The sequence below is a fragment of the Wenzhouxiangella sp. 15190 genome, assembly GCF_003417465.1.
Classification (GTDB): domain Bacteria; phylum Pseudomonadota; class Gammaproteobacteria; order Xanthomonadales; family Wenzhouxiangellaceae; genus Wenzhouxiangella.
This window is the reverse complement of the sequence record NZ_QVMV01000027.1, coordinates 20,844-42,162: the sequence shown is the minus strand read 5'-3', so window position 1 is coordinate 42,162 and position 21,319 is coordinate 20,844. Positions and strand designations below refer to the sequence as shown.

Sequence of the window (21,319 nt, the reverse complement as noted above, 5' to 3'; positions counted from 1 at the left end):
TGAAAATACCCGGCTATTTTCTGAAAGACCGACCCAGGAATCGAGTGCCATGAAACCCGAAATTCATCCCGAATACCGCGAAGTGGTGTTCCAGGACCTCTCCAGCGACCTGATGTTCAAGACCCGCTCGACCGTCAAGACCCAGGAAACCATCAAGTGGGAAGACGGCAACGAGTACCCGCTGGTCAAGGTGGAAGTCTCGAGCAAGTCGCACCCCTTCTACACCGGCAAGCACAAGATCATGGACTCCGGTGGCCGCGTCGATCGCTTCAAGCAGCGCTACGGCAAGGGCAAGAAGTAAGTCCGCGCTATGCGGGCCCTTTCGCCTGGCCGCGAATCAAGAAGCGGCCAGGTGCCATGAAAATCTGCAACCGACCTTCCGATTTTCATGGTGGCATTTCGCTTTCCCGCGGGTTTCCGCTGGATTCTTGTGTTCTGAAGGCGACTTTGCTGCCGCAAATCCACCGCTCATCTCCCGCAGACTGCCGCCCATCGGCAAGTCCTTGCGCCGCCGCGCGCAACTCCTAGACTGTTAAATTCCCGCAAAACGGATTTGCGGCTGATTGGCGTCCCCGCCCCCGATCCGCCATAATCCGGGCCGGGAGAACACGAAAAGGCAGTCATGCAATGAGAGAGCGCGGATTTACATTGATCGAGCTGATGATCACGATCGCCATTCTGGCAATCATCGTGGCCATCGCGCTGCCGTCTTATCAGGCGCAGGTTGAGAAAGGTCGAAGGGCTGATGCTGTTACGTCGTTGATGGAAACGGCGCAGCAACTGGAGCGGTGTTTTACCCGAACAAGCACCTATGAGAACTGCGTTTCCAGCCCTGAAGATTCTCAGGACGGCTATTACACAATAACGGTTGCTGATGAAGCGACCTCCTACACGGTGACAGCCACCGCTAAATCGGACGGTCCGCAAAGCGGAGATGACTGCAGTCCCTTCACTCTGGATGACGAGGGCAATAAAGGCCACGGTGGTTCTGATACCGACCGGTGCTGGGGAAACTGATTATGGGCCACGAGAAATTCAAGAGAACAGCTGGTTTTACGCTGATCGAGTTGATCGTCGCGATCGCCGTAGCGGCAATTCTGTTGACCATCGCGGTTCCTTCATTGTCCAACCTAATCCGTAACAACGAGGTAACCGGGCAGACGAACGAACTCGTTGCATTGATCAATTTTGCACGCAGCGAGGCCATTCGAAGAAACAAGAGTATTGACGTTGACTTGATTTCCGGAACGGATGGATGGAGTGCTGAAGTAAGAAGCCCCGACAGTACCGAAGACTCTGAAGAATGCACCGTTGGCGTGCTGCGTTGCGCAAGCTACAACGATGTTCTGCTTAGCGGGGCATCGTCACTGACGTTCAACAGCCGCGGCTACCTGGAGCCATTCGGGCCGATAAGCCTTGTGCTCAAGCATACTAACTGCTCCGGTGACCGCCAGCGTAGGGAAATCGACATTATGCCAACCGGCCAGCTCTCGTCCAGCGCGGCATCGTGCTCGGGAAAATAAGGAACCCAACAATGATCAAGAAATTCCATCGTCAAAGTGGTTTGACATTGATCGAAGCGCTAATCGCGTTGCTGGTTTTGTCCATCGGTCTTGTAGGTCTTGGTGCGCTGATGATAACTTCACTGAAGAACGTGCATTCCGCGTCCTACTACTCGGCCGCATCGGCGCTTACCCTTGATTTGGAGGAGCGATTATGGCAGCGCATCACGTTGGAAGTCAGCGATCCAGACACAACTGCCCTGGATTCCGATGGGTGTCTGACAAGCGATGTAGTTAAGGAAGTTGCAAAAGGGTTGGTAACGGATTGGAACAAGTCCAGTCTTGGCGACGGCGGATGGACTGACGCCACTCGATTTGCGCCACCGAGCCTGGCGGTGCGGGAGGATGACTTCAGTGTAAGTAGTACGCCTGCCGGGACTGCTGAAAAGCCGCTTGACTACCAGGAGATCAATTTTTCTTTTACGTGGACCGAAGCGCGATTCGAACTGGACTCCGATAAGGAAACCTTTGGGGGAAGGATCGTGATGGTTTGTCGGCCGACTTATCTGTAGGACGAAGTTGATGATAACGATTCCTAAGCGATCGATGCTACCACCACTTCGCATGGGCTTTACCCTCATCGAATTGATGGTTGCTATGGTCTTGTCGTTGTTCCTGCTGGGCGGCGTTATCCTGATGTACGTGTCGACTAAGTCGACATACGAAGATGTCGACCGGTTGTCTCGGCTACAGGAAAACGTGAGATTTGCCAGCGACTACCTTGTTCGTGACGTCAGAAACGCCGGTTTTCGTGATGAAATGACCCTGACCATCGGCAATGCCGACGAGATCAGCGACCGTATGGCCGTAGTATCCGATGATGGCACCGAGCTCGTAATACGATATGCCGGTAGAGGGCATTGCTCGGATCCCTTCTCCGAAACTGACGACACCAGAAAGTATTACGCGGTGGAGAATCGATATTACGTCAACGCAGACACTGATGAGTTGATGTGCGAAGGTGCATATGTTGATGAAGACGGTAAACGGACCGATGTCGATAGCCAGGCGCTTATCGCGGGCGTTACCGGATTGAATTTTCGTCTGATACAAGGCGATAACGATCGAGTCACTGATCACGTCTGTCAAGAGGTCGATACAGTGGCTCCCGATGATCGTTGCATCGGCGTCATTATCGGAATGACATTCGAAGGTCTTCGCGGTTCATCCGGTGATCTGGAGGAACGCTTCGTCGAGCTTGTTGCAACATTCAGGAATTCGGCCATGGACAGGATTTTCGCGACTAGCGGAAGCTAGCTGGGCGAGTTCCCTTTAAGGAGAATGACGAAATGAATATAGGCGTCGCTTGCAAAAGTCAATCAGGTGTTGCGCTGGTTCTCAGTTTGCTGATTCTGCTTGTGCTGACCGTAATTGGCGTTGCCGCCATGAATGGCACTATCATGCAGGAAAGGATGTCGGGCAATGCGCGCACGCAAGCTGAATCCTTTGAGGCTGCATCGGAAGGTGTTGGCCGCTCGCTCGATCTGTTTTATGACAATGCGGATGACATTCTTAATGACGACAGTTTTTGGCCCGATACGGACGCGCAGCATGATGACTACGATATCCTTTGTGGCTACGCTCACAGCGTGGACACTGACGATGCCCTGACCGACAATCTCGTGTGGCAATATCCGGCAAATGGTGATTTTGCCACGATTGGGACAACAGATGACGGGACGCAACTGAAACAACGGATGTATTGTTGCCAGAACTGGGCGGAATCGGAAGTGTACGATGAGGATGGCAATCTGGTTGACAGTTGGATCGAAAACCCGTCCAAGCTTTTTATCCTTAACCAAGGTGAAGCCTTAAGCGGCGACGGAGCCGTCATATCAACGCGAGAGATCGAAGTGCAGGTCGCTGAAGCAGCCCCCGCCGATCCAACATGCGCATTTTGTCTGCCGGGTCCCGTGGGTGATTTCAACGAGCCTACCTCTGGCTCTCTATCAATGGATGGAATGTGCGGCCCTGCTGTTGTGACGCAGACTCCTACAGATGCTGCAAAGCTCAGGGACCCATTGAAGAAGCAGGTGCTGGATAACCTGGAAGGTGGAATTACCCACGGCGATATGCCTGAACCGTGGGACAAGCCTCTAAATTTGGCACAGTTTATATTTTGGCTGAAGCTTGGTTTGCCGGACCACTCGGAAACTTCGGACGATAGTGGCTATTGGTCCGAAAGTGACGTTAAGGATCTTCCCGGAAAGCCGCAATTTGGCTCAGAAGGGAATCCTGCGATCACCTATGTCGATGGCGATCTGACTGTCAAGGGTAATACCAAGAAGGGCAGTCACGGTATCTTGATTGTGCGTGGCACGTTGACATGGAAGGGAACTCCGGATTTTAAGGGATTGCTCGTGTCTCTTGGTGGTGGTTTCGATGTTGGCGGCGGTGGTAGTGGTGGTGCGCCTGAGGGCAGCGTCGTGGCGACCAACCTGACGCCGGACCCGGCCTCGAGCGAGGCTGTTGCGGCTGATTTGCTTGAACGCGATGCGCTTGCCTATCCTGTCGTAAAAGAGGAAGTTTCTTCAGGTTCCTACGAGGTAAAGATGCACAATGATCGACCGGTGCTACTAGCGAGCAGTGTCTTGCCTTGGGGTGATAGAGAGGTTCAGTTCGACGGATATGATGGTTCCGGTGATCCCAAGTTTAGCGATACTGACGGAAATCCCGCGTCATATAATTGGTGCGGGCTTGATATTGTTTTTGGTACTTGCGGCGATTCAACAGCACCAATGCTTGAGCACCAGGACGCGAGCACGCGGCCTCGGGATCGTTTCGGGCGACTGATTCCGGATTTCGTGTTGACCGATAACTGGCCCCCGGATTCTTATGGCTTTGATCCCAATAAATGGCTTTGGGATCCGGACTCGGACTTTCCTTTCAATCTCGAGGCTACAGACCTGAGCTGGAATGGTGGTGGCAACCAATCCTTTGTCTATGACTGCCGCAGGCTGTTGAAGATGAGGCACGAGTTGCTGTGCGCAAGCAAGAAGGAAAGCAGTCTGCCGGCAGATTCCAACGATGACTATTACGAAAACCCAAGTCACTTCGATGACGATTATTGCAACCATCCAGACAAGAATACCGAATACAACGCGGATATCGAGGATCTGGACGGCGATATCTGGAATCAGTTCGCCTGGCATAAGTGGATCCCCAAGTGCGACTGCATGGGGATCAACAGTGAGACGGATATGATCATTGGTGGTTGGCGTGAAAACCTGGGCTGGCGTGATACCAGCTCAGACTTTGAGGGTTGTTCTGCCCTGCCGTCGCCCGACTCCTGATTCGGTGACCGTGGCAGTGCTTGATTGCCGTGCCATCATCTAACCGTAACCGGCTGCGCCCCGGGCGCAGCCGGTTCTGCGATTCCTCTTCCAGCCTACTGGTTTTCCTGCTCGCGGGCATTCTTCTGGCGCTTTGCCTGAGCCTGATCGAGATTCACGCCTTCTCGGATTTCTGGCCGGTTTTCGGTCTGAAGGCCGTATTCATTGTGTGGGTGTGCGTCGTCGTGGTCGCGCTGCATTGCTCCCTGGTTCGCTACCTGCCCGCGCGCATTGCGCTGGCGGAAGCGACGGTCTTCTTCCTGGTCGTCCAGTTGGTTGTTGGGATTACTTCCTTGATCGTTATCGGGGCCGACCCCTGGCTGTCGACCCTCGCGCTCGTGGCGCATGAGAATCCCCTCTTTTTCCTGTTGCGCAACATGCTGTTCGCGCTGGTCGGCGGCTTCGCCGTATCGCGTTACCTGGCCCTTCAGAGCCGCTGGCAGAAACAGGTTGTGGCAGAGTCACGCGCCCGACTGGACGCACTGCAGGCCAGCATTCGGCCGCATTTCCTGTTCAACGCCCTCAACACAATCGCCAGCCTGGTCCACGACAAGCCCGACCAGGCCGAGCAGGCCACGCTTGATCTGTCGGATCTGCTGAGAACCGGCCTGCGTTCGGGTGCGACGCATTCGCTGGCCGACGAACTGGATTTGGTGCGCGGCTACCTTCGCCTGGAAGCCTTGCGCCTGGGTGAGCGTCTGAACGTGGACTGGGAACTGGCCGACGACTTGCCGCTCGAGCATGAACTGCCGGCGTTGCTGATCCAGCCGTTGATCGAGAATGCCGTGGTGCACGGCATATCGCGTCTGCCCGATGGGGGCACGCTTTCGATCCGCGGCGGGTTGTCGAAAAGGAAGCGATTGCGATTCGTTATCGAGAACCCGGTACCCGCGAAGGATTCCAAACCCGTCCCGGGCAATCGAACGGCCCTGGAAAACATCCGCCAGCGCCTTGAACTGGCCTGGGAAGAAGGCGCCCACCTGCGGACGCGTCGGGACGGCAATACATTCCGCGTCGAACTCTTGTTGCCGTTGGAGTAGGTGGGGAGTTGTTTCTTGGGGGTCCCGGATAACGCCTTCGGCGTTTCCGGGACGACAGTCCGGTCGTTTTTGCAGGATGGCCACTTGCTCGATGGCTCAGGCGAGGCGGCTCAGTCGATTTCGTTCAGTGCCTCGATGGCCAATTCCGCTGTGGCATGCCAGGGCAGGATTCGAACGTCTGAGCGCCTTTGAGTCTCCTCGCCGCCATATAGCACCGAGGCGCTTCGCACGTAGTCTTCGCCGAGCAGATCGACGAGCCGACTGAGTGGTCGGGTCATGTTTCTGGAGATCGTCTGACCGGATTTGAACTCAATCAGGTCGGCCTTGCCACCAGTTTCGAGGACGAGGTCGACTTCCAATCCGGCTTGATCCCGGTAGAAATACATTCCCCTGCGTTCGTTGGCATGCAGACGACGCTTGAAGACCTCGGCCAGGGCCCAGCTTTCAAACACAGCGCCGCGAAGTGGGTGCGTGCGAAGCTGATTCGAGTTGCGAATGTCGAGCAGCCAGCACAGCAGTCCGCAGTCGGCAAAAACCATGCGGGGGCTTCGCGTCAGACGCTTGCGAATGTTCCCGGACCATGCAGGGACTAGAAATACCAGAAAGCTGGCTTCAAGAATTGAAAGCCAGGCCTTGGCGGTAGGTTGGGAAATCCCGCAGTCATTGGCCAGTGCCGAGTAGTTGAGCACCTGTCCGCTACGGCCTGCGCACAAGCCCAGAAATCGCTGAAATGCGGTCAGGTCGGAAACTGAGGCAATCGAGCGGACGTCGCGCTCTACGTAGGTCGCCACGTAGGAAGCCAACCACTCCGCCGCATCCATGCCTTGGTCGTAGATCCTGGGGTAGCCGCCATGCAGTAGGACCTGCTCGAGTGAATTCGTCACGTCAGACTTGAAGCGCTGAGCCTCATTGAGTGTCAGGGGCATCAGGTTCAGCATGGCTGTTCGGCCGGCCAGTGATTGGCTAACCGATTCGGAAATAGCGAAGTTCTGCGAGCCGGTCAGGATCCACTGGCCGGGTCCGGTATTTCGATCGATTTCGACCTGCAACCAGGAAGCCAGCTCGGGTACATTCTGGATCTCGTCGATGATTGCGCCGCCCGAGAGGCTCTGAAGGAAGCTTTTCGGATCTTCCTGTGCATACAGGCGAGTATCGGGTGCTTCCAGGTTAGCGTAGTGAAAGTCTGGAAACAGGCTTCGGCACAATGTGGACTTGCCGCTCTGTCGTGGACCGGTGAGAGTGACAGCGCCGAAGTTGTCTGCGGCCTTCAGGATGTGTGGGGCGAGGTCGCGCTCGATCATGACGCTATTCTGCCATGAATCCTGACAAATTCAAAATGACACTTTGAATTTGTCAGGATTTTGCTTGGGGCTTGGCATCTTCCCGGGGCCCTGCTTCGATATCCTCCCCGGTCGTTTTGGTTTCGTCCTCCTGATCAGGAAGCATCTCCAGCGCCGCCGGCGAGGTGGCGAACTGCGGTACCCATTCGCCCTGATTATCCCGGGACACCGGCGGGCGCACCCACATGCGCCAGAACGCGAAACCGGCCGGCACCAGCGCAGCGCCGCCCATGAAGCCGAGCAGAATCGTCGGCCCGATCCACTGCATCAAAAACCCCGCGGTCAGCGGCCCGGCGATCGCACCCGAGCCGTAGAGCAGCTGCAGGCTGGAGGTGGCCTCGAGCATGTGTTCAGTTCCGATGTGGTCGTTGGTATGCGCGGCCGACAGTGAATAAATGCTGAAAGCCGTCGCCCCGTACAGGAAACCAGCGACCAGGATCAGCCGCGGGTCCCAGGTGATCAGCCACAGCGCGCCCAATGCGGCGATGCCGGTCATCAAGCAGACCCAGGCCAGGACTTTGCGCCGATCGAGGCGGTCGGATAAATGGCCGATGGGCCACATCACGAGCGCTCCGCCGAGGATGCTCAGGGCCATGAAGCCGGAAATGCCGGCAGGATTCAGGCCGATGCCGGCGGCCATGACCGGCGCCAGGCCCCAGAAAGCGCCGGTGCCGACGCCGGAGAACAGGGCGCCGACCACGCCCAGCGGCGACCCTTCGTAAAGCTTACGCAGGCCGAGACGGTGGGCCTCGACAAGCGGCGGTTCCTGGACCCGGGTGAACGCAACCGGCACCAGGCCAATCGACATCAGAACCGAGCCCAGGGCGAAGAGTTGCAGGGTGTTGACGTCGCCGGCCTGCAGCAGCAACTGGCCGATGCCCAGGCCGACAAACGTCGTGGTCATGTAGGCCGAAAAGATGTGTCCGCGCTGCTCGTTGGTCGTTTGTTCGTTGAGCCAGCTCTCGATGATGATGTAGATGCCGACGATGCAAATGCCGGCCGCGGCCCGGGCCACGAACCAGACCAGCGGGTCCGGGTACAGGCCGTGCAGCAGAACGGTGACCGAGCAGATCGATGCCAGGGCGGCGAAGGTGCGCACGTAGCCGGCAACGCGAATCAGGCGGGGAACGATGAAGGTTCCGGTGACGAAGCCGGTGAAGTAGCCGGCCATGATCATCCCGAGCACGGAACTGGAAAACCCCTCGATACCGCCGCGCACGCCCAGCAGGGTGCCGATCAGGCCATTGCCGGTCAGCATCAGCCCGATGCCGAACAGCAGAGTGAAGATGGCGATGATGCTGCGCATGACGAAGGTCCCGGGTTTTCGTCGCTGATTATGTCAGACAGCGCATGCACTGACACGTGCCCGCGCAGTCGTTCTTAGCGGTTTCCTAGTGCCTAGAGGAAACAGGCCTGCAGGTCGTTCAGGAACCGGTGACCACGATCTGTACGCCGAATGATCGTCGAGCGTTCGAAACGTAGGTCGGGGTCACATCCCCGACGTCCTGTGCTGGCGATTTCGACCAGGCCGAGTTCAACGGCGCGCTTCATGCCATCGGCAGCCGCATCGGCCTGCAGTCCGGTGCGCTCCTCGAACTCGGCCATCGGAATGGCCTCGTCCAGGCGGAAACGGTTGAGGAAATACTCAAAAGCCAGTTCGCAATCGGGAATGGCCTTCTCCTCGGCCACGAAGCTGCCGTCGTCCAGCGCCTTGAGGTAGGGCCGCGGGTGCGACTTGCGGCGTGTACGCAGGATGCGGTCTTCGCCGGGCAGGGAAATCTTGCCGTGGGCGCCGGCGCCGATGCCCAGGTAGTCGCCGAAGCGCCAGTAGTTGAGGTTGTGGCTGCTTTCCTGGCCCGGTTCGGCCCAGGCCGAGATTTCGTAGGCATGAAGTCCGGCATTGTGCAGTCTTTCGCCGCAGGCCTCCTGGATCGCGATCACCGAGTCTTCGTCCGGCAACGCGGGCGGGTGCTTGGCAAAGACCGTGTTGGGTTCCAGCGTGAGCTGGTAATGCGACAGGTGTCGCGGGCCGAACGCCAGGGCCCGCTCGACATCGTTCACGGCCTCTTCAACGCTTTGCCCCGGCAGCGCCCACATCAGGTCGAGGTTGAAGCGATCGAAGCCGGCGGACTTGACCGCTTCGATCGCATGTTCGGCCTCCGCGCTGGAATGGATCCGCCCCAGGGTTTTCAGCTGGGCGTCGTCGAAGCTCTGGATGCCTAAACTGATGCGGTTGATGCCGGCGGCGCGGTAGGCCTCGAAACGGTCGTGTTCGACCGTGCCGGGGTTGGCTTCCATCGTGATCTCGGCACCGGGCGCCAGTTGCAGCCGGGCCCGCACGCCTGAAAGCAGCCGGTCGATGGCCGCGGCCGAAAACAGGCTGGGCGTGCCGCCGCCGAGAAACACGCTGACCACCGGCCGCCCCCACACCCGCGGCAGGTCGACTTCCAGGTCGGCCAGCAGCGCATCGATGTATCGATCCTCCGGCAATTCGCCGTCGAGCGCATGCGAATTGAAGTCGCAATACGGACACTTCGCCACGCACCAGGGAAGGTGGATGTAAAGGGAGAGGGGGGGAAGAGAAAGCATCAGTAGCGAATCACCGGGCTAATAGTCACGTAGGACAAGATATCTGGAGAAAAAGCACCAAATTCCAAGCACCAAATTCCAAGCAAATTCGAAATTCGAATGTTCAAATGGCCATAACAGGTGATCTGGCGCCCTTGTCCAGGCATTTCGCTGAGGATTGCCGCTTGCAAAAGCGACAGCAAAAATTTCATAATGACAGCATTGCCTTCAATATGAGGAGAGGCTGATGGCTGTCCTGACCATTCGAAAACTGTCCGAGGACGTGCACCGGGCGCTTCGCTTGCGGGCTGCCAGTCACGGGCGCAGCACCGAAGCCGAGGTGCGTGAAATCCTGGCTGCCGCCGTCAAGCCGGTCGATCGGGTTCGTCTGGGTGATGCGCTCGCATCACTTGGGCGTGACGTCGGTTTGTCCGATGAAGAGGTCGATCGCCTTGAACAAGCGCACGACAAGACGCCGGCTGAGCCCGCGAAGTTGGCGTGATTCTGCTCGACACGAACGTTGTTTCGGAGGCGATGCGGCCTCGGCCCAATCCGGGTGTGATGCAATGGCTGAACGACCAGGTGGCCGATTCCGTCTTCCTGTCGAGCGTCACGCTGGCCGAACTGCGCTTCGGGATTGGTGTTCTGCCCGGAGGTCGGCGCAAGAACCAGTTGAAGACGGTGCTGAGTGGATTGCTCGACCTGTTCGATGAAAGAGTCCTGGCATTTGATGTTGAAGCGGCCGATCGATATGCCGATATTGCGGTCCGGGCGCGAGTCGCGGGCCGCGGCCTGTCGACGCCGGATGGTTACATTGCCGCGATTGCCGACTCGAGAGGTATGTCGGTAGCCACCCGGGATACTTCGCCGTTCGAAGCCGCTGGCGTGCCCGTGATCAACCCCTGGAAAACATAGGCCGTCGGGGACGTTGCCCCGACCTACGATAATCGTTCGATCAAAGCGGCCAGCGCCTTGCCGCGATGGCTGACGCGGGCTTTTTCTTCCATCGGCAGTTCGGCGGCGGTGGCGCCGAGTTCGCGGTCGTGGAAGAGCGGGTCGTAACCGAAGCCCTTGTCACCGCGGGGCGCTTCCAGGATATGACCGTGCCAGCTGCCCTCGGCAATGATCGGCACCGGGTCGGCTTCGTGGCGCAGCAAGACCAGGCAACAGTGGAAATGGGCGGTGCGGCGCTCCATCGGCAGGTCGGCGAGCTCGCGCAGCAGCTTGTCGTTGTTGTCGGCGTCATCGGCATTCTCGCCGGCAAAACGGGCCGAGTAGATGCCGGGATGGCCATCGAGCGCGTCGACCACCAGGCCGGAGTCGTCGCCCAGCGCCGGCAGGCCGGACACGCGGGCGGCTTCGCGCGCCTTCAGGATCGCATTCTCGATGAACGTCAGGCCGGTCTCTTCGACCGGCTCGACGTCGAACTCGGCCTGGGAGACGACCGAGATCTTCAGCGGCTCGAGCATATGGGCCAGCTCCTTGAGCTTGCCCTTGTTGCCGCTGGCCAGAACCAGCTTGCCCCCTTCAAGCGTCATCGAGTGCGGCTTCCTGTGCGGCGATCAGTTCGCCGACGCCCTTGTCGGCCAGGGCCAGCATGGCGTCGAGTTCGTCGCGTCGGAACGCGTGCCCCTCGGCCGTTCCCTGGATTTCGATGAAGCCGCCGCCGTCGTTCATGACCACGTTGAGGTCGGTGTCGGCGGTGGAGTCTTCCTTGTAATCGAGGTCGAGTACGGCGTCGGATCCGAGCATGCCCACCGACACCGCCGCGACCCGGCCGTGGATCGGGTTGCGCTTGACCTTGCCGCTGTCGAACAGGGCATCCATGGCGTCGACCAGCGCGACGTAGGCGCCGGTGATGGAGGCGGTGCGTGTGCCGCCGTCGGCCTGGAGTACGTCGCAGTCGAGCGTGACGGTGCGTTCGCCCAGGGCCTCGAGATCGATGACCGCGCGCAGGCTGCGGCCGATCAGGCGCTGGATTTCGAGCGTGCGCCCACCCTGCTTGCCGCGCGTGGCCTCGCGCATGTTGCGCGTGCCGGTCGCCCGCGGCAGCATGCCGTATTCGGCGGTGACCCAGCCCTGGCCCTTGCCTCTGAGCCACGGCGGCACGCGATCTTCGACACTGGCATTGCACAGCACCTTGGTGTCGCCGCAGGCGATCAGCACCGAGCCCTCGGCGTGCAGCGTAAAATGGCGCTCGATCGAGACGGGACGAAGTTCGTCGTTCTGGCGTCCGGAAGGTCGGGTCAAAACAGGGAAATCCTTTCTCTGGGAGGTGCCGGAAGGGTACCATGTTGCATTCCTTTCCAAACCCCTGAAAACTGCTGCGCCTTCAAAGGTTCCTTGGTGAATTCATACATGACTGCAATGCCATGATCAGAAGCATGACCGCCTATGCCCGGCGCTCCGGGAGCCTTGAAGTGGGGCAGGTGACCTGGGAGCTGCGCTCGGTCAACCAGCGTTTTCTCGACCTGAGCCTGCGGCTGCCCGAGGACTTCCGCCCCTTGGAACCCGGAGTGAGGGGCCGGCTCAAGGAACGCCTGGGCCGCGGCAAGGTGGAAGTCTCGCTCAAGTTCCAGCCCGACCCGGCCGTGGCGGCCGCGGACATGCGCATCAATATCGACATTGCCCGCAACCTGCTGCGCGCCCACGACGACATCGCCGACCTGGCCGGCGGCAGCGCCGAACCCGACCTGGTGCACCTGCTGTCCTGGCCGGGGCTGGTCGAACAGGCCGACAGCGACCTCGAATCGGCCTTCGATCCGGCCCTCGATCTCCTCGACGAGGCCATCGACGCTCTGGTCGCTGCCCGTGAACAGGAAGGCCGGGCCATTGCCGACATGCTGGAACAACGCCTGGCCGGCATCGAGGCGCAGGCCTCGGCGGTGCGCGAACGACTGCCGTCCATCCGCGAAGCGCTGGATCAGCGCATGCGTGAAAGGCTCGAGTCGCTGGATGTTTCCGTCGATCCCGGGCGTATCGAGCAGGAGGTCGTGATGCAGCTGCAAAAGCTCGATGTCGACGAGGAGCTGGACCGGCTGGATGCGCATATCGCCGAGGTGCGGCGGGTGATGGCGCTCGACGAGCCGGTCGGGCGCCGCCTGGACTTTCTGATGCAGGAACTCAACCGCGAGGCCAACACCCTGGGCTCGAAGGCCACCCTGGCCGAGGTCGGCCAGGCCGCCGTCGAACTCAAGGTGCTGGTCGAGCAGATGCGCGAGCAGGTGCAGAATGTCGAGTGATCCTCACGTCGCCGGTGAACTGTTCCTGATCGCCGCGCCCAGCGGCGCCGGCAAGACCAGCCTGATCCGGGCATTGCTTGAACAGTGCCCGAACCTGGCGCTGTCGGTATCCGATACCACCCGCCCGGCACGCAGCGGCGAAGTCGACGGCGAGCAGTATCATTTCGTTTCGGTCGAGGAATTCGGGCGCGGCATCGAAGCCGGCGATTACCTGGAGCACGCCGAGGTCTTCGGTAACTACTACGGTACGCGGCGTGATCGGGTCGAAGGGCTTCGCGATGCGGGGCGCGACGTGCTGCTGGAGATCGACGTACAGGGTGCCGCGCAGATCCTGCGCTCCCATCCCGACGTATGCACGATTTTTATCCTCCCGCCGTCGATGGCCGAACTGGCCGAGCGCCTGCGCCAGCGCGGCTCCGATACGCCCGAGGTGATCGAACGCCGCCTGGGCGAGGCCCGGCGCGAGATCGCCGCCTGCGGTGACTTCCGCTGGATGGTGGTCAACGACGAATTCGAGCAGGCCCTGGCCGACCTGCAGGCGATCGTGCGCAGCTGGCCGCTACGGCGCCAGCGAAAGCAGGATCTCGTCGATCGCCTATTGGACGAATCCGCCGCCGACGGTACAATAACCGATTGATTTTCCGTCGGGGCGATCAGGCCGGACACCGTCCGGACAGCCCCGATCAACTTCCGGAGTAGCAAGAAGCCATGGCACGAGTAACCGTAGAAGACTGTATCGAGGCGGTACCGAACCGTTTCGAACTGGTCATGTCCGCCGCCCAGCGCGCCCGCATGATCGCCAACGGCGCCGACCCGCTGGTCGAAGAGGAGTCCGACAAGCCCACGGTCATCGCCCTGCGCGAGATCGCCGAGGGCGAAGTCACCGACGAGAACATCGCCCAGCTCCAGGCCGAACTGGACGCCCGCCTGGCGGCGATGCAGACCGAAGTTCCGGCGCCGCCCGAAGACGACCTGGATTGATCGGGCGCGTCGTCGCATGTTCATGAGGTCCCTGTAGCCGACCGGAGTGCCGCCATGCTGCCTGCCCCGGTCCGTGAGCTCAGGGACCTGCTCAATACCTACCTCGAACCCGAGCACGTGGCCGTCGTGCTGCGTGCCTATGAAATCGGTGCCGCGGCCCACGAGGGTCAGAAACGCAAGTCCGGCGAGGACTACATCATGCACCCGGTGGCGGTGGCGCACATCCTCGCCGCCATGCGCATGGATCACCAGACCATCGCCGCGGCCATCCTGCACGACACCATCGAGGACACCGAGATCGAGCACGACGATCTCGCCGATCAGTTCGATGAGCAGATCGCCAAGCTGGTCGACGGGGTCACCAAGCTCGACAAGATGAAGTTCCGCACCCGCCAGGAGGCGGATGCCGAAAGTTTCCGCAAGCTCCTGCTGGCGATGAGCCGCGACCTGCGCGTGATCTTCATCAAGCTGGCCGACCGCCTGCACAACATGCGCACCATCGGCCACATGACGGCACCCTCGCGGCGGCGCATCTCGACCGAAACCCTCGAAATCTACGCACCCATCGCCGCGCGCCTGGGCATGAACGAACTGCGCGAAGAACTCGAAGACCTCGGTTTCCAGCATCGGCATCCCAACCGCTACCGGGTATTGAGCGGCCGCGTCAAGCAGGGCGCGGGCAATCGCGCCGAACTCATCGACTCGGTGACCGCCGCGCTCAAGAAGAAACTCAGCGAGGCCGGTATCCCGGCGCGGGTCGAAGGGCGGACCAAAACGCTCTACAGCATCTACTGCAAGATGCGCGACAAGTCGCTGAGCTTCGACCAGGTCATGGACCTGTATGCATTTCGCATCGTGACGCACTCGGAGCCGCATTGTTACCAGGCCCTGGGCGTGGTGCACGCGCTCTACAAGCCCAAGCCGGGCAGTTTCAAGGACTACATCGCCCTGCCCAAGCCCAACGGCTACCAGTCGCTGCACACGGTGGTCAACACCAGCTTCGACGTGCCGATCGAGATCCAGATCCGCACCGAGGAGATGGACCTCGTCGCCGAGAAGGGCGCGGCGGCGCACTGGCTCTACAAGGCCACGCCCGACGGCCAGACGGCCGTGCGCGCACGCGAATGGCTGCTCAAGCTGGTCGAGACGCAGTCGCGCGCGACCGACTCGGTGGAATTCCTGGATGCGGCCAAGTCGGAATTGTTTCCCGACGAGGTGTTCGTGTTCACGCCCCGGGGCAAGATCATCGACCTCAAGGCCGACGCCACCGCGCTCGATTTTGCCTACGCCATCCACACCGACGTGGGCAACCAGGCCGTGGGTGCGCGCATCGATCGCGAGCCGGTGCCGCTCAACACCCGCCTGGAATCGGGCCAGACCGTGGAGATCATCACCCAGAAGGGCGCCACGCCGCAGCCGGAGTGGCTGGAGTTCGTGGCCACCTCCAAGGCGCGTTCGAGCATCCGCGCACACCTGAAGAACCTCGAGCAGGCCGACTCCGTGGCCATCGGCCACCGCCTGCTCGACCAGGCCCTGGCGCGCCGCGGCTTCTCGCTGGAAAAGATTTCCGAGCGCCGGCTGGACCGCTACCTCAAGAAGCTCAAGCTCGAGCGCCTCGAGGACCTGCTCATCCGCATCGCTCGTGGCGACATGCTCGCCCGGATCGTCGCCCACAAGCTGTTGCCGCTGACGCAGCGCAGGACGAGCGAAGAACCGGAATCCGAAGCGCTGACTATCGGCGGCACCGAGGGCAGCGCGATCGAATTCGCCAACTGCTGCCACCCGGTGCCGGGCGATCCGATCATGGGTTATCTCTCCCCCGGCAAGGGCCTGGTCATCCACCGCCAGCGCTGTCCCAACGTGCCGGAGCTGAGAAAGGATCACGCCGAACGCTGCCTGGAAGTCGACTGGGCGCCGGTGATGCACGGTTACTTCTCGGTGCGGCTGAAGATCGTCACCATCAACGGTCCCGGTGTGCTCGCTTCGGTCTCGGCCACCCTCAGCGAAGTCGGCGCCAACATCGAACGCGTCGAACAACCCACCACCACGCGCGAGACCGCCATCCTCCAGTTCACCCTCGCCGTCACCGGCCGCGACCAACTCGCCCGCGTGATGCGGCGCCTGCGGCGGAATCAACACGTATTACGGGTAGGGAGAGAATGATTACGGGCGCGGGGTGCCCGAATTTTCGAAATCCGAAGCACCAAATCCGAAACAAATTCGAAAATCGAAATTCGAATGACCGAAACGACCGATAACTCTAGCTACGATCTCGAAGATCGGACCTTCGAGTTTGCCCGATCGGTCAGGCAATTCTGCAAAGGACTCCCGAGGACCATCGGCAATATCGAGGACGCCAAACAGCTCATCAGGGCGTCGGGTTCCGTAGGAGCCAATTACATCGAAGCCAACGAGGCCCTGAGCAAGCGGGATTTCCGCCACCGAATCCGGATTGCCCGTAAGGAATCCAAGGAGGCGCAATACTGGCTCAGGCTCCTGGATTGTCGGGATGATCAAAGCCTGCTTGAGCAAAGATCTGCGTTGGTGGAAGAAGGCCGGCAGCTCATGCTTATACTGGGTGCAATTCTCAGAAATTCATCCTGAGCATCGATGTTCGTTGTTTCGAAAATTCGTGCTTCGAATTTGTTTCGTATTTGGTGCTTCGTATTTCGAATTTTTGTATCAGCTAAAGCCCGGAGATCTTCGACATGTCAAAACAGCCAATAGAAACGTCCGCCGCACCCGCCGCCATCGGCCCCTACTCCCAGGCCGTTCGCGCCGGTAATACGGTTTATCTTTCCGGCCAGATTCCGCTCGATCCCGCCACGGGTGAGGTGATCGAGGGGGATTTCACGGCGCTGACCAACCGGGTTTTCGACAACCTCGCGGCCGTGGTCGAGGCCGCCGGCGGGACGATGGACGATATCGCCAAGCTCAACGTCTTCCTGACCGACCTGTCGCATTTCGCCACGGTCAACGAACTGATGGCCGAGCGTTTTGCGGAGCCCTATCCCGCCCGGGCCGCCGTCCAGGTCGCCGCGCTTCCGAAGGGCGTGCCGGTGGAGATGGACGCGATCATGGTGCTCGGCGAGCACTGATCGTTCGCGACGAACTCGGCCTGGCATCGTGACGGATCAGGGTTTGCGGCCGGTCGGCGAGCTGGCCGGCGTCGGGCCGCAGGTGGCCTCGCGCCTCAAGGCGCTGGGCATCACCCGCGAGCTGGACCTGCTGTTCCATCGCCCGCTGCGCTACGAAGACCGCACGCGCATCGTTCCGATGAACCGCGTGCGACCCGAAACCCGCGCCCAGGTGGAGGGGCGGGTGATGCATCAGGAAGTCGTGCAGCGCCGGCGCCGCATGCTGCTGGTGACCCTGGCCGACGATAGCGGGCAGATCACGCTGCGCTTCTTCCGTTTCTATCCCTCGCAGCGGCGCATGTTTCGCGAAGGCAACCGGGTGCGCTGCTTTGGCGATGTGCGTTTCGGGCCGCAGGGCTTCGAGATGGCGCACCCGCAGTGCCAGGTGCTGGCGGCGGGCAAGTCGCCGCCGCTGCCGAAACATCTCACGGCCATCTATCCGGTCACCCAGGGCCTGGCGCAGGCCACGCTGGCGAAGGCGATCGACGGCGCGGTCGAACGCCTGCTCTCCGGACAGATCGAATTGCACGACCCGCTGGCCGACGGGAAACGGATGCCGCTGGTCGAGGCACTCGGCATCATCCATCGGCCGGGTCCCGACGAGGATCTCGCGGCGCTCGTCGACGGCCACCATCCGGCGGTGCAGCGCCTGGCCAGCGAAGAGTTGCTGGCGCATCATCTGGCCCTGACCCGGCTGAACCGGGCTCGCGAGCGTCAGCGGGCGCATTCACTCGAGCCGGACGACACCCTGCAGCAACGCCTGCTCGAGGTCGTCGGTTTCGAGCCGACCGGCGCCCAGACGCGGGTGGCCGGCGAGATCATGGCCGACCTTGCCGGCAAGCGACCCATGCGCCGGCTGCTTCAGGGTGATGTGGGTTCGGGCAAGACCCTGGTCGCCGCCATTGCGCTGCTGGCCGCCTCGGCCAGCGGTCGGCAGGCGGCCATCGTGGCGCCGACCGAGATCCTGGCCGAGCAGCACTATCGCACCCTGTCGCAATGGCTGGAGCCGCTGGGCATCGAGCCGGTCTGGCTCGCCGGCAAGGTCAAGGGCCGGGCGCGCCGCGAGGCGCTCGATCGTCTGGCCGGCGAGGCCAGCATCGCCATCGGTACGCACGCCCTGTTCCAGGAAGGCGTCGAGTTCCGGGACCTGGCCCTGATCGTCGTCGACGAACAGCATCGCTTCGGCGTGCACCAGCGCCTGGCGCTGGCGGCCAAGGGCAGCGAGGGCGCGCGTTCCCCGCACCAGCTGGTCATGACCGCTACCCCCATTCCCCGCACCCTGGCAATGACCGCCTATGCCGGTCTCGACATCTCGGTCATCGACGAACTGCCGCCGGGCCGCAAGCCGGTGACCACCGTGGTGCTCAGCCAGGGTCGGCGCGAGGAAATCGTCGAGCGACTCCGGCGCGCACTGGGCGAAGGAAGGCAGGCTTACTGGGTGTGTCCGCTGATCGAGGAGTCCGAACTGCTCGAGGCCCAGGCGGCGGAGTCCACGGCCGAAGAATTGTCGGGCGCGTTGCCGGAATTCAGCGTCGGCCTGGTTCACGGGCGCATGAAGCCGGCCGAAAAGCAGGCGGTCATGGACGATTTTTCCGCCGGCCGGGTCGCCTTGCTGGTGGCCACCACGGTGATCGAGGTCGGTGTCGACGTGCCCAACGCCAGCCTGATGATGATCGAAAACGCCGAGCGCCTGGGCCTGTCGCAACTCCACCAGCTACGGGGGCGCGTCGGGCGCGGCAGCGAGCAGGCCGCCTGCGTGCTGATCTACAAGCCGCCGCTGGGCGAGACCGCGCAGAAACGGCTCGAGGTCATGCGCGAGACCACCGACGGCTTCGTCATCGCCGAAAAGGACCTGGAACTGCGCGGCCCGGGCGAGGTGCTGGGCACGCGCCAGACCGGGATGCTGCGCTTCCGGGTCGCCGACCTGGCCCGCGACGCCGACCTGCTCGAGCCGGTCAAGGCCCTGGCCGGGTCACTCGAAAAGCCCGGCGCGGACACGATTATCGAACGCTGGCTCGGCGACGCCGAGCAATTTGTCGATGTCTGACTGAAGCGGAACCACGGAATTCACGGAAGACACGGAAAGAAAAAATGAATTCATTACATTCCGTGCTTTCAGTGTCTTCCGTGGTTCCTTGGTTTTGTGCATTGGGTCAAGCGTCTACTCCGCCTGGGCCAGCCGCACCGTGAACTCGGTCAGGTACCAGACCGTGGTGGCCTCGAAGCCCGAGTCGCTCAGGCCGTAGACCCAGATGCGGCCGTTCTCGTTGCTGGTGACGGTGAAATCCTGCCCGGCGGTCGATACGCGCTTGAGATGCCACGGGGGCTGCGCACCGCTGCAGAATTCGTCGCCGGCTCCGCTGGTCATGTCGCCGACACTGAGTGCATCGGCACCGGCACTGGACTGCTGGCCGAGATCCAGCGTGGCGCGGCGGTAGCCGTCGACGACCTCGTAATCGGGCGCTTCGCTTGCTGCGCCCAGTCGCACGAAAACCGACTCGCCGGGCGGGCCGCCGACGCCGACGCAGCCCGCGGGCACGTTGGTGGCGAACTGCATGGCCAGCTCGACGTTGTATTCGGTGTCGGGCTCGAGACCGTCGAGACGGCGGTAGAGCACCATCATCAAGTCGTCGGAATGATTGTTGCCGCGGATCATCACGCCGCCGCGTTCGTCCCAGGGTTCGGGCAGCGTGCGAAAACCGGCCTCGAGTTCATAGGAGTTGCTCTCGCCGTCGGGATAGTCGAAGAACTGGGCCTGGAAGCCGCTGGAATTTCTCGCCGGTGTGAAGCTCAGTTCACGATCCCAGTAAGGCGTGTTGCAGCGTTGCCCGTCGATCCGCGTCACTCGCTGGAGGGCCATCTCGCCGCCGGCATAAGCGTCGGTCGCCGGTGTCCATTCCAGCATTGCCGCGTTGCAGCCGGTACGTTGGAAGATGATCTCGCCCCAGGCAGCCCCCTCGATTTCATCCGGATCGAAATCGGGCGGGAAACGGGTGCCGGCATACTCGACGAGCTCGGCGCGCAGGGTGTCGCCCTGGATTTCGCCGGTGCCGAACAGCCACAGCGGGGTGCCCTCGTTGTCGAAGGTGTACCAGGCAACCACGGCCTCGCTGAGGTCGAGTACCTCGATCTGCAGGCCGTGACCGGCCTGGTCCGGGTTGTACCAGTTGCCGCTGGCGTCGGCGTCGATCACGTTGGCCGAAAGCGAAAGCGGTAGCCACAGGAGCATGATTGCCAGCAATACGAAAGTCTTGCGTGTCATCTCAACCTCCGCTCGTGTTTCAACCAATGCTGCTGCCCGGCAGCGTAATGGCGGAACCGGCCTTTATCAATGCTTGCCGGCTGGGTTTCGGTCTCAACGCCTGAGTTTATGGTGAGGGGTGGTGAACCAAAGCACGATGCTGACCACCAGCACGGCGAGCGCCAGCCAGAACAGCTTGCGCCAGATCGTGCTCATCGAGCCGAGGATTTCCATGTCGGCAACGTAAATGGTCTCGCAGGCGCCATCCCCGGTGTCCGTACGCGTGGTGGATGTCTTGCGGAACGGGCCGCCGGGCTCGCCGTATTCGGCCAGCCAGCCGCTGACGCGGATCTGGTCGCCCACATCGAGTTCGTCGACGACTTCGCGCACCCGCGGGTCGTCGGTGATGAGGTGGTTGTTGGACAGCTTGTCCTTGTTGAAGCTGCGCCAGGCCGACTCATCGCGGGTTGCGAACGTACAGGTGAATTCGCCGTTCCAGAAATCGAAGGCATTGAGATCCACCTCGGTGGCGTTGTCGCCCCAGACCACGCACACGTCGGCGACGTTGATGAAATCGTTCCAGCGCTTGTGCAGGCCGTAGTCGTGCGAAAAGCGCTTGAAGGAGACGACCAGGCCGGTCAGCTCGTAGCGGTATTTCGGCCGGACGATGTAATCGACTTCGTTGGCCCGCGTCGTGAACTCCGGCTCGTCGACCGGGTTCTGCAGCGGCTCGTCGGCCACTGCGGGATGGATCCACATGTCGGGATCGAAGTCGTCGCGATTACTCCAGGACACCGCCAGCAGGATCAGGCTGCCAAAAAACAGCCATGAAACGAGTCGTCGTCGCGACAGCAAGCCTGCCTCCGTAGCGCGAAA

The 21,319-nt window shown here is 61.2% G+C and carries 24 protein-coding genes; 16 read left to right on the top strand and 8 right to left on the bottom strand.

Going from position 1 to position 21,319, the window contains the following annotated elements:
- Positions 1-49 precede the first annotated feature (49 nt).
- The 7 genes from DZK26_RS06370 (at position 50) to DZK26_RS06340 (ending at position 5,934) form a co-directional block, all read left to right on the top strand.
- The gene (locus DZK26_RS06370; protein WP_116898216.1) at positions 50-301 is read left to right on the top strand and encodes a type B 50S ribosomal protein L31; all 252 of its coding nucleotides are present in this window, start codon (positions 50-52) and stop codon (positions 299-301) included.
- Between the two features lie 326 nt (positions 302-627).
- Positions 628-1,017, top strand: a complete 390-nt coding sequence (locus tag DZK26_RS06365) for a type IV pilin protein (protein ID WP_116898215.1) — start codon at positions 628-630, stop codon at positions 1,015-1,017.
- A 2-nt stretch (positions 1,018-1,019) separates the two neighbouring features.
- On the top strand, positions 1,020-1,523 hold the full coding sequence (locus tag DZK26_RS06360) for a GspH/FimT family pseudopilin (protein WP_116898214.1): 504 nt from the start codon (positions 1,020-1,022) through the stop codon (positions 1,521-1,523).
- An 11-nt stretch (positions 1,524-1,534) separates the two neighbouring features.
- On the top strand, positions 1,535-2,074 hold the full coding sequence (gene pilV / locus DZK26_RS06355) for a type IV pilus modification protein PilV (RefSeq protein ID WP_116898213.1): 540 nt from the start codon (positions 1,535-1,537) through the stop codon (positions 2,072-2,074).
- A gap of 10 nt (positions 2,075-2,084) precedes the next feature.
- Positions 2,085-2,819 carry a PilW family protein gene (locus DZK26_RS06350; protein WP_147306656.1) on the top strand — a complete coding sequence of 245 codons (735 nt, stop codon included), beginning with the start codon at positions 2,085-2,087 and terminating at the stop codon, positions 2,817-2,819.
- Between the two features lie 32 nt (positions 2,820-2,851).
- Positions 2,852-4,855, top strand: coding sequence for a PilX N-terminal domain-containing pilus assembly protein (locus DZK26_RS06345; protein ID WP_116898211.1), 2,004 nt, complete (start codon positions 2,852-2,854; stop codon positions 4,853-4,855).
- 29 nt (positions 4,856-4,884) lie between these two features.
- Positions 4,885-5,934 (top strand): sensor histidine kinase, encoded by a 1,050-nt coding sequence (locus tag DZK26_RS06340; protein ID WP_147306655.1) that lies wholly within the window; start codon positions 4,885-4,887, stop codon positions 5,932-5,934.
- Positions 5,935-6,044: 110 nt separating this feature from the next.
- On the opposite strand, the gene DZK26_RS06335 is transcribed toward DZK26_RS06340, so the two are convergent.
- The 4 genes from DZK26_RS06335 to DZK26_RS14165 all read right to left on the bottom strand — a co-directional run bounded on the left by DZK26_RS06335 (position 6,045) and on the right by DZK26_RS14165 (position 10,054).
- On the bottom strand, positions 6,045-7,235 hold the full coding sequence (locus DZK26_RS06335) for an ATP-binding protein (protein WP_116898209.1): 1,191 nt from the start codon (positions 7,233-7,235) through the stop codon (positions 6,045-6,047).
- Between the two features lie 52 nt (positions 7,236-7,287).
- Positions 7,288-8,580, bottom strand: a complete 1,293-nt coding sequence (locus DZK26_RS06330; RefSeq protein ID WP_116898208.1) for an MFS transporter — start codon at positions 8,578-8,580, stop codon at positions 7,288-7,290.
- 92 nt (positions 8,581-8,672) lie between these two features.
- Positions 8,673-9,863, bottom strand: coding sequence for a radical SAM family heme chaperone HemW (gene hemW / locus DZK26_RS06325; RefSeq protein WP_116898207.1), 1,191 nt, complete (start codon positions 9,861-9,863; stop codon positions 8,673-8,675).
- A complete protein-coding gene (locus DZK26_RS14165) occupies positions 9,863-10,054 on the bottom strand; it encodes a hypothetical protein (RefSeq protein ID WP_147306654.1) in 192 nt (63 codons plus the stop codon). Before DZK26_RS14165 ends, hemW begins: the two co-directional genes overlap by 1 nt.
- Before the next feature lie 35 nt (positions 10,055-10,089).
- Between DZK26_RS14165 and DZK26_RS06320 the strand changes: the two genes are divergently transcribed.
- The gene (locus DZK26_RS06320; protein WP_116898206.1) at positions 10,090-10,344 is read left to right on the top strand and encodes a FitA-like ribbon-helix-helix domain-containing protein; all 255 of its coding nucleotides are present in this window, start codon (positions 10,090-10,092) and stop codon (positions 10,342-10,344) included.
- Positions 10,341-10,757 (top strand): type II toxin-antitoxin system VapC family toxin, encoded by a 417-nt coding sequence (locus tag DZK26_RS06315; RefSeq protein ID WP_116898205.1) that lies wholly within the window; start codon positions 10,341-10,343, stop codon positions 10,755-10,757. The genes DZK26_RS06320 and DZK26_RS06315 overlap by 4 nt, the downstream gene beginning before the upstream one ends.
- A 23-nt stretch (positions 10,758-10,780) precedes the next feature.
- Here DZK26_RS06315 and DZK26_RS06310 read toward each other — a convergent pair whose 3' ends face one another.
- Complete coding sequence (locus DZK26_RS06310) at positions 10,781-11,380, bottom strand: XTP/dITP diphosphatase (protein WP_116898204.1); 600 nt, start codon at positions 11,378-11,380, stop codon at positions 10,781-10,783.
- A complete protein-coding gene (gene rph / locus DZK26_RS06305; RefSeq protein WP_116898203.1) occupies positions 11,370-12,092 on the bottom strand; it encodes a ribonuclease PH in 723 nt (240 codons plus the stop codon). The genes DZK26_RS06310 and rph overlap by 11 nt, the downstream gene beginning before the upstream one ends.
- Positions 12,093-12,214: 122 nt before the next feature.
- On the opposite strand from rph, the gene DZK26_RS06300 reads away from it, so the two are divergent.
- From DZK26_RS06300 to recG, 7 genes are all read left to right on the top strand, one after another.
- Positions 12,215-13,084 carry a YicC/YloC family endoribonuclease gene (locus DZK26_RS06300; RefSeq protein ID WP_116898202.1) on the top strand — a complete coding sequence of 290 codons (870 nt, stop codon included), beginning with the start codon at positions 12,215-12,217 and terminating at the stop codon, positions 13,082-13,084.
- Positions 13,074-13,721, top strand: a complete 648-nt coding sequence (gene gmk, locus DZK26_RS06295) for a guanylate kinase (RefSeq protein ID WP_116898201.1) — start codon at positions 13,074-13,076, stop codon at positions 13,719-13,721. The genes DZK26_RS06300 and gmk overlap by 11 nt, the downstream gene beginning before the upstream one ends.
- A 71-nt stretch (positions 13,722-13,792) precedes the next feature.
- Entirely contained in the window at positions 13,793-14,065 is a 273-nt protein-coding gene (gene rpoZ / locus DZK26_RS14650; RefSeq protein WP_116898200.1) for a DNA-directed RNA polymerase subunit omega, read from the top strand.
- A gap of 54 nt (positions 14,066-14,119) precedes the next feature.
- Complete coding sequence (locus tag DZK26_RS06285; protein ID WP_116898199.1) at positions 14,120-16,228, top strand: bifunctional (p)ppGpp synthetase/guanosine-3',5'-bis(diphosphate) 3'-pyrophosphohydrolase; 2,109 nt, start codon at positions 14,120-14,122, stop codon at positions 16,226-16,228.
- Between the two features lie 75 nt (positions 16,229-16,303).
- A complete protein-coding gene (locus DZK26_RS06280; protein ID WP_116898198.1) occupies positions 16,304-16,669 on the top strand; it encodes a four helix bundle protein in 366 nt (121 codons plus the stop codon).
- A gap of 104 nt (positions 16,670-16,773) precedes the next feature.
- Positions 16,774-17,163 carry a RidA family protein gene (locus tag DZK26_RS06275; protein WP_116898197.1) on the top strand — a complete coding sequence of 130 codons (390 nt, stop codon included), beginning with the start codon at positions 16,774-16,776 and terminating at the stop codon, positions 17,161-17,163.
- A 28-nt stretch (positions 17,164-17,191) separates the two neighbouring features.
- Entirely contained in the window at positions 17,192-19,249 is a 2,058-nt protein-coding gene (gene recG, locus DZK26_RS06270; protein WP_181918383.1) for an ATP-dependent DNA helicase RecG, read from the top strand.
- Between the two features lie 114 nt (positions 19,250-19,363).
- Here the strand turns inward: recG and DZK26_RS06265 are convergent, their stop codons facing one another.
- Together DZK26_RS06265 and DZK26_RS06260 are read right to left on the bottom strand one after the other, a co-directional pair.
- Positions 19,364-20,464, bottom strand: a complete 1,101-nt coding sequence (locus tag DZK26_RS06265; protein WP_116898196.1) for a hypothetical protein — start codon at positions 20,462-20,464, stop codon at positions 19,364-19,366.
- 93 nt (positions 20,465-20,557) lie between these two features.
- Positions 20,558-21,298 (bottom strand): hypothetical protein, encoded by a 741-nt coding sequence (locus tag DZK26_RS06260; RefSeq protein WP_116898195.1) that lies wholly within the window; start codon positions 21,296-21,298, stop codon positions 20,558-20,560.
- Between the last annotated feature and the right edge of the window lie 21 nt (positions 21,299-21,319).

Bases quoted from the DNA above. Each gene is read 5' to 3' on its own strand.
- pilV (WP_116898213.1), top strand. From the start codon at position 1,535: ATGATCAAGAAATTCCATCGTCAAAGTGGTTTGACATTGATCGAAGCG.
- DZK26_RS06285 (WP_116898199.1), top strand. From the start codon at position 14,120: ATGCTGCCTGCCCCGGTCCGTGAGCTCAGGGACCTGCTCAATACCTAC.
- rpoZ (WP_116898200.1), top strand. From the start codon at position 13,793: ATGGCACGAGTAACCGTAGAAGACTGTATCGAGGCGGTACCGAACCGT.
- gmk (WP_116898201.1), top strand. From the start codon at position 13,074: ATGTCGAGTGATCCTCACGTCGCCGGTGAACTGTTCCTGATCGCCGCG.
- DZK26_RS06300 (WP_116898202.1), top strand. From the start codon at position 12,215: ATGATCAGAAGCATGACCGCCTATGCCCGGCGCTCCGGGAGCCTTGAA.
- DZK26_RS06310 (WP_116898204.1), bottom strand. From the start codon at position 11,380: ATGACGCTTGAAGGGGGCAAGCTGGTTCTGGCCAGCGGCAACAAGGGC.
- DZK26_RS06275 (WP_116898197.1), top strand. From the start codon at position 16,774: ATGTCAAAACAGCCAATAGAAACGTCCGCCGCACCCGCCGCCATCGGC.
- DZK26_RS06370 (WP_116898216.1), top strand. From the start codon at position 50: ATGAAACCCGAAATTCATCCCGAATACCGCGAAGTGGTGTTCCAGGAC.
- DZK26_RS06345 (WP_116898211.1), top strand. From the start codon at position 2,852: ATGAATATAGGCGTCGCTTGCAAAAGTCAATCAGGTGTTGCGCTGGTT.
- DZK26_RS06330 (WP_116898208.1), bottom strand. From the start codon at position 8,580: ATGCGCAGCATCATCGCCATCTTCACTCTGCTGTTCGGCATCGGGCTG.
- hemW (WP_116898207.1), bottom strand. From the start codon at position 9,863: ATGCTTTCTCTTCCCCCCCTCTCCCTTTACATCCACCTTCCCTGGTGC.
- DZK26_RS06360 (WP_116898214.1), top strand. From the start codon at position 1,020: ATGGGCCACGAGAAATTCAAGAGAACAGCTGGTTTTACGCTGATCGAG.
- DZK26_RS06335 (WP_116898209.1), bottom strand. From the start codon at position 7,235: ATGATCGAGCGCGACCTCGCCCCACACATCCTGAAGGCCGCAGACAAC.
- DZK26_RS06365 (WP_116898215.1), top strand. From the start codon at position 628: ATGAGAGAGCGCGGATTTACATTGATCGAGCTGATGATCACGATCGCC.
- DZK26_RS06350 (WP_147306656.1), top strand. From the start codon at position 2,085: ATGATAACGATTCCTAAGCGATCGATGCTACCACCACTTCGCATGGGC.
- DZK26_RS14165 (WP_147306654.1), bottom strand. From the start codon at position 10,054: ATGAAATTTTTGCTGTCGCTTTTGCAAGCGGCAATCCTCAGCGAAATG.
- DZK26_RS06265 (WP_116898196.1), bottom strand. From the start codon at position 20,464: ATGACACGCAAGACTTTCGTATTGCTGGCAATCATGCTCCTGTGGCTA.
- DZK26_RS06280 (WP_116898198.1), top strand. From the start codon at position 16,304: ATGACCGAAACGACCGATAACTCTAGCTACGATCTCGAAGATCGGACC.
- DZK26_RS06320 (WP_116898206.1), top strand. From the start codon at position 10,090: ATGGCTGTCCTGACCATTCGAAAACTGTCCGAGGACGTGCACCGGGCG.